The following is a 6,339-nucleotide window of genomic DNA, read 5'->3' on the forward strand; positions in this document are numbered from 1 at the left end:
ATAAACATAACGCAAATTCGCCAAATGTATTTCCAATTGAGATACATCTTCTACTGAAGAAACGTTCTGCTTTATTTTTTTTCTTCACTAGTGGGCACTTTAAATTAAACATCGTTCTTTGAAATCTTTGATAATCGCATAGTTATGTGTTTTTTGGGAGCGTGACGATGTGAATTGAAAAGTTGTTTTAGCTTTGCCCAAAAGCTCAAAACAATGAATCAAGGCAAATATATCTTCGCTCAACTTACAGATTTTTTTCCCCGTCGTGTCTTTGACCGCTTGGTAGAGAAGTATTCCGGGAATAAGAAAATCAGAACATTCACCTGTTGGAATCAGATGCTGTGCATGGTTTTCGGACAACTGACCGCCCGAGACAGTATGCGTGACCTTATGCTCAGCCTCGAGGCACACAAGAACAAGTATTATCACTTGGGATTCGGTGCAACAGTTAGCCGTACCAATCTGGGGAAAGCAAACCGGAATAGAGATTATCGTATCTACGAAGAATTTGCTTATACCCTGATTGCGGAAGCCCGTAATAGCTACAACAAAAATGACTTTGAGGTGAAAGTTGACGGTAATGTTTATGCCTTTGATTCCTTCACCATAGACCTTTGTCTGAATGTTTTTTGGTGGGCAGAATTTAGGAAATACAAAGGAGGCATCAAACTTCATACCTTGTATGATGTAAAAACTTCCATACCGACAGTCGTACTGGTAACCAATGCTAAAGTACATGCCGTAAACATGCTGGATGAGTTGAGTTATGAAAAGGGAAGTTTCTATATCATGGATAAAGGATATGTTGACTTCACCCGTTTGCATAAGCTTCACACCTGTGGTGCTTACTTCGTTACACGTGCAAAGGATAATATGAGATTCCGTAGAATGTATTCCCGTGAAGTCGATAAAACAACCGGAATAAAATGTGACCAGATTGGAATGCTTGAAACGTATAAATCGCTCAAAACATATTCAGACAAACTCAGGCGGGTTAAATACTACGATGAAGAACTGGAGAGAGAATTTGTGTTCATCACCAACAACATGGAACTCTCAGTAGAGGAAATTGCTTTGCTATATAAGAACCGTTGGCAGGTGGAACTATTTTTCAAATGGATAAAGCAACACCTGAAAGTAAAATCTTTTTAGGGCACCACGATGAATGCAGTCAAGACACAAGTGTACTGTGCCGTCATAACATACTGTCTGGTTGCCATTGTCACTTACAAATTGAAAGTCAACCGTCCAATCTACGAAATTCTACAAATTTTGAGCTTTTCTCTACTGGATAAAACACCTGTAAGAGAGATACTTACCTATTGTGATTACAAAAATGTCAAAGAACTAAATTATAAACAATTGAAAATCAACTGGGACTAAGTGCCCAGCAGTGATTTCATATTTTTAAAGAAACCATTAAAATTATTTTTTCAACAACACCGAAGTTTCAGGAAATTCACCAAGGAACTTATACCAATCAGGTTCATATTTTATTTACGATTTAAAGATAATAATCAAAACGCTACTAAATAAGACCACTTAAATCCAAATAAGCAAATTGCATATCATCATCTAAACTCATTATGATTCGGTTATTCTTTTCATCATAACAAAAATTTAATATTTGACATTTAGTTTCTATAGTCTGAATGTAATTACCATTCATATCAAAAACTAAAAATTTAGTCGGACGATCTACTTTCATTCCACCAGAGCCACTATTATAAAAAGTCTCCTTACCTGAATAAAGCGCAACTATTTTATCTTTACAATAGGCTACTCCACCATAAAAACTAACTCTATTTGTTGATTTATCCCATTCCGGACCGTATATATTGTATCTTAAATTTCCGTTGAGATCACAAATCGTCATTAAATCATGATACAAATAGCATTCTACATAGCATCCACCCTTTATTGATAAATCAAAATCAACACGTTTCTTCTTTATATCAGGATGTTCATAAAGCATATTATCCATTTCTCCGGTTTTCATATTCCATTTAGTTATATTTTCATTATAACCTGAATTTCCTGTTGGTTTTATTATTAAAGCAAGATATAAAGAATCATTTATAGATTTATATTTATTAGGAAATGATCTTTCTGCCATTTTCGCTTTTACGGTTGGCTTATACAATGAATCTGAAAGAATACAATCTATATCATAAGCAAATATCTTTTGTTTACCATGATCCGATATACAAAATATGTGACTCATTCCATCTGTTCCAATATATCCCATATTAGTTATTTCATCAGGACCTTCACCTCTACTCAGTACACTTGTCAAATAGCTAAAATCATTCTTATTAAATATATGAATCAAATTATCTTGTGATTTAACATCACCTATTATTAAATACTCACCGACTATACATAATGGGCTTATTGGACCTATTAAAACATCATTAATTGCAATTTCTTTCACTCTATCTTGAACATCCAAAATATTTGCACGTTTATTTTGATATACTTCAGTCTTTGAATTTTGTGCACAACTCCAACAAACAGTTAGAAGCAAAATGTATAAAATTTCCCTCATAATATAACCTTTGGATTAATATTTATAAATTTCATTGCCCTCTTCGACATTAATTTAGCTATTCCCACTGTGGCAATGGAAATTGCACAAGAACCGGATCTAAATCGTAAGCAATAGCATACATTGTTTTTCCGTCTTCTGCCAAACATATTTTCCCTAACATTTTATCACTCTTGAGCATTGCTATTTTATTACCATTCCATGTATACACATATATCACATTTCCCGAAAATGAAGCCAAAGCATCTTGACGAAAGTTTTTTCCAGAATATAGTACATATACATAGTTTTCCGAACAAGTAGCACATAAATAATTTATTGGTGAATCCTTAGAAGCCCCTGAATAAACTGTCGGACTATTTCTATACTCATAGTCTGGATAAGTGAGAATAGTCTCTTTTAGCAAATGCACCGAATCGTTTTCTAATTGGTAGAAAGACAGTATATCCGCAGACAAAAGAGAAGCGATAAATTTCGTTTTAGAAGGAGAAGGCGCTATACCAAACATATAAGCCTGTGAACGAACAATGCCAGACACTTTCTTTTCATCCTCATCCCTGTAAGGCCATTCTCCAAATGTATTATGTACCTGCCCACTTGAATCCAGCACACAATACCTATATTCTTCATAAATACCAGGAGCTATAAACTTTCCGTTAGCCATAGGATGAACCTCAAGTGGCAATCCACTATCAACACGAAAAGCGGGGATAAATTGCACACCATCACCCATTACTGAATTAGTATAATAAAACGTTTTTTTATTAATATCGTAAAATGAAAAAGAACCTCCACCGTGCGATTCTAAAGAAGAAAGTACAGTAAATTCAGAAGGTCCTTGCCCACGTATACCAGCCTTTCCTAAATATTTTCCAGATTTTACATTAAAAAAAAGCAACATGGAATCAGACTTAGCATCCATAACCGTTAAAATTGAGTCTGATAATGCCATCTCTCTAGGACCTCCTATTATATAATTATCCTCACAAATAATAGGTTGGCAGATGATATTCTCCACCCGAATAGTTTCCTGGTTACTTGAACGACAAGATAATAGAAGAAATATCAATATTCCCCCTAATAGTGGCATTTTATTCTTTGTATCTAGCATATCTATATCAATTTTTAAGCTAACGGTTCATCATCAATTCGGTAGGGTAACAAGTATTCACAAAATGTTTCGAATGAAATGCTATCCTGCCTATCATTTGCCATCCTAGCCAAACAAGCAGTACCAAAACTATAAGTTGGATATATCCCAAATGCTTCATCAAACTTCTTGTTAATTACTCATTTCGCGTTTCCACTAATTTTCAAATGAAATGGAGAATCTTCTGCATTACAATACACAGTTATAGTCTTATTAAAATATTCAGGACGCTCCGCCATATAGTTCACTTTCAGAATTAAATTCTTCTCCGGTTGCACTGGCACTTTTGAATATTCTACAGTTGTACAGCCACAAGAAGTTATTACATTATCCACTACTAATAATTCCTGTCCAATATTAGTTAGAATAAATTCACAGGACTTTTGTTTTTTCCAATCAAACGTTCCCAAATCTATACACAATTTATCTATCATAACTTTTGTTTGCTTCTTCTCTTCTACCTCAGAAATCTTTTGCTTATCAAAAATTATATTCATATATAATTCTTTTATTTTAGGATTATGCATGGGATTACCTATAGCCAAAACCTTATTATGTTCATCCAACAAAAATGTGTGTAACATTGCATTGGCAGGAAAGTGATTCAACTTATTAAGAGAATCATTCCTGTCTATGCAAACTGGAACATCGAAATTCTGACTACATAACAACAACAGTAAATCTCTCAGATCCTTAGGATGTATAAAAAAGAGAAAGGAAACTTTATTATTAGACATAGAATCTATTTGCGTCATCCATTCCGTCCATTGTGACAACCTCAAATTACACCCTATGCATCCTGTAGAGCCAGTATAAACCAAAATCTTATATTTACTTGTAGGTATTGAATTATAAACAGAATCCTTACCTAATCGAGTAAAAATATACCCATTATCAAATTTAATCTCTCTATTAATCCATTCTTCAACCGCACTAGTGATTTCAACATTTGCCTTCTTTTGACATGAATGAAAACTCGTTAAAATAACAAATATATTTATATATAATACAAGTTTAAACATACTCTCTACTAATCATAATTATTAAAAAACAAAGATTCAATTCTATTCAGAGCCAAACTATACAAACCTCACTTCATTTTGGAGAAATTATATCTATAGTCAAGTCATCGGTATTATTCTTTTCGTCTAAAAAATTATCAACAAAAAGAGCTAGGCCACTATAGGTTGCGTTCCAACCTGTAAAGGGACTATATCTGTAATTCGATAATTTCACTTCACAGATTTTCTCCATATTTTCATCGAACAGCATTAAATATAGGTCACGCTCATTAATAAGTTTCTCCATACCTTTTTTCTCATCAAAATCAACTTTATCAGCATGTAAACGAGCATATATTTTATATTTAGGCAAATACATGACATCATAAAAATGAGGATTTTCAAGCCAGTGTTTTTCCAAAGTGGCATAATCCCCCACCGTCGTACATTTCTTTATTATATTGGAAGTATAGTGACTATCTGCCAATATATATTTCCGTTCGTTTGTTCTAATGTTTAGCACATAAATAGAAGATTCAACGGGATAGTTATATACTATATCTTCACCTACAAAATTAACATTTGGGAAATTGATATATGCATATCCTTTACTCATATCAGGAACGACCTTAGACGATGATAACTGATAAGTTGCCATTTTACCATCTTTATCTATGAAAACTTCTTTCACTAGAAATGTATCAGAAGCTATATTTTTTACTAAAAACATTAATGAACGACGAGAGGAATTATAAAACAAGTGGGAAGTAAACATTGCATAATTAGTATTTATCAACAACTGCTCCTGATCCTCCAAATATTTCTTTAAATCAATCGTTCTTTTTATCATTCCCACACTATCAACCATAAATACACGTTCTGACTCATCAGATATCCATACAGAATCTAACGATTGTACATATATTCCTGACAGACGGACAATAGCATCAGGGCCATCACCAGGCAAAACAATCTGAGTTACTGACCTCGATTTTATATTCATGTAGTCTAGTGAATGTGACCTATAATTATAACCAATCAGATAATCTGTTGAATCAACATGAACAGACGAAGATAAATAGTATGATTTTAGTTGCAAAACATTTTGTGGGGGAAATTTAATCTCCCCCACTTCTATTCCAACCTTATCATTATTATCATTCTCTTTCCTTGTTTTTTGCCCTGTGCACGATACTAAAGTCATACACAACATAAGAAAAAAGATTTTTAAGTATGACATAATAATCAACAATAAGTTATATTTGCGCATCTATTATCTTTATCATATACTGTTGAACCACACTCTGCACCAGGACGAGTGGGACATGGCCGTAAATAATAAGGACCACCAGTTTCTCCTCCCCATGCAAAAGCTTCTACGTTAGCTAAAACCAAATCTGATAATTTTGTTTCATTTTGTGACAAATAAACATTGTATCCTGCAACTATTGCAACTACTGCAACGACTATCATACCAAATAATTTCTTTTTCATATTCAACACTTTATATTAGTAAATAAACTTTTTTTTCTTCTGTATCTATCATTTCAACAGAATAGCAATAGTTTGCTACATTAATTTTTTATTCTTATGTTTGTATCTAAATAACCTCCTTTCTTTTTAGGGGTTAAGGAGCAGAT

Annotated in this window: 6 protein-coding genes; 1 reads left to right on the forward strand and 5 read right to left on the reverse strand. The window is 33.3% G+C overall.

The genetic code is table 11. From position 1 onward, the window contains the following. Window positions 1-213 precede the first annotated feature (213 nt). On the forward strand, window positions 214-1,152 hold the full coding sequence (locus NSB03_RS19545; RefSeq protein WP_306816304.1) for an IS4 family transposase: 939 nt from the start codon (window positions 214-216) through the stop codon (window positions 1,150-1,152). A 376-nt stretch (window positions 1,153-1,528) separates the two neighbouring features. Here the strand turns inward: NSB03_RS19545 and NSB03_RS19550 are convergent, their stop codons facing one another. The 5 genes from NSB03_RS19550 to NSB03_RS19570 all read right to left on the reverse strand — a co-directional run bounded on the left by NSB03_RS19550 (window position 1,529) and on the right by NSB03_RS19570 (window position 6,193). Further along, on the reverse strand, window positions 1,529-2,548 hold the full coding sequence (locus tag NSB03_RS19550) for a 6-bladed beta-propeller (RefSeq protein ID WP_065538730.1): 1,020 nt from the start codon (window positions 2,546-2,548) through the stop codon (window positions 1,529-1,531). Window positions 2,549-2,606: 58 nt separating this feature from the next. After that, a complete protein-coding gene (locus NSB03_RS19555) occupies window positions 2,607-3,659 on the reverse strand; it encodes a BF3164 family lipoprotein (RefSeq protein WP_024988738.1) in 1,053 nt (350 codons plus the stop codon). Window positions 3,660-3,838: 179 nt separating this feature from the next. Next, window positions 3,839-4,720, reverse strand: a complete 882-nt coding sequence (locus NSB03_RS19560; protein ID WP_024988739.1) for a DUF1573 domain-containing protein — start codon at window positions 4,718-4,720, stop codon at window positions 3,839-3,841. 73 nt (window positions 4,721-4,793) lie between these two features. Continuing rightward, complete coding sequence (locus tag NSB03_RS19565) at window positions 4,794-5,903, reverse strand: hypothetical protein (protein ID WP_235827620.1); 1,110 nt, start codon at window positions 5,901-5,903, stop codon at window positions 4,794-4,796. A gap of 41 nt (window positions 5,904-5,944) precedes the next feature. Continuing rightward, on the reverse strand, window positions 5,945-6,193 hold the full coding sequence (locus NSB03_RS19570) for an NVEALA domain-containing protein (RefSeq protein WP_136000568.1): 249 nt from the start codon (window positions 6,191-6,193) through the stop codon (window positions 5,945-5,947). Window positions 6,194-6,339 lie beyond the last annotated feature (146 nt).

Origin of the sequence: Bacteroides acidifaciens, assembly GCF_024623065.1 — a bacterium.
GTDB lineage: Bacteria > Bacteroidota > Bacteroidia > Bacteroidales > Bacteroidaceae > Bacteroides > Bacteroides acidifaciens.

Excerpts from the sequence above, each read along its gene's own strand:
- NSB03_RS19565 (WP_235827620.1), bottom strand. The coding sequence starts at position 5,903 with ATGACTTTAGTATCGTGCACAGGGCAAAAAACAAGGAAAGAGAATGAT.
- NSB03_RS19555 (WP_024988738.1), bottom strand. The coding sequence starts at position 3,659 with ATGCTAGATACAAAGAATAAAATGCCACTATTAGGGGGAATATTGATA.
- NSB03_RS19570 (WP_136000568.1), bottom strand. The coding sequence starts at position 6,193 with ATGAAAAAGAAATTATTTGGTATGATAGTCGTTGCAGTAGTTGCAATA.
- NSB03_RS19545 (WP_306816304.1), top strand. The coding sequence starts at position 214 with ATGAATCAAGGCAAATATATCTTCGCTCAACTTACAGATTTTTTTCCC.
- NSB03_RS19550 (WP_065538730.1), bottom strand. The coding sequence starts at position 2,548 with ATGAGGGAAATTTTATACATTTTGCTTCTAACTGTTTGTTGGAGTTGT.
- NSB03_RS19560 (WP_024988739.1), bottom strand. The coding sequence starts at position 4,720 with ATGTTTAAACTTGTATTATATATAAATATATTTGTTATTTTAACGAGT.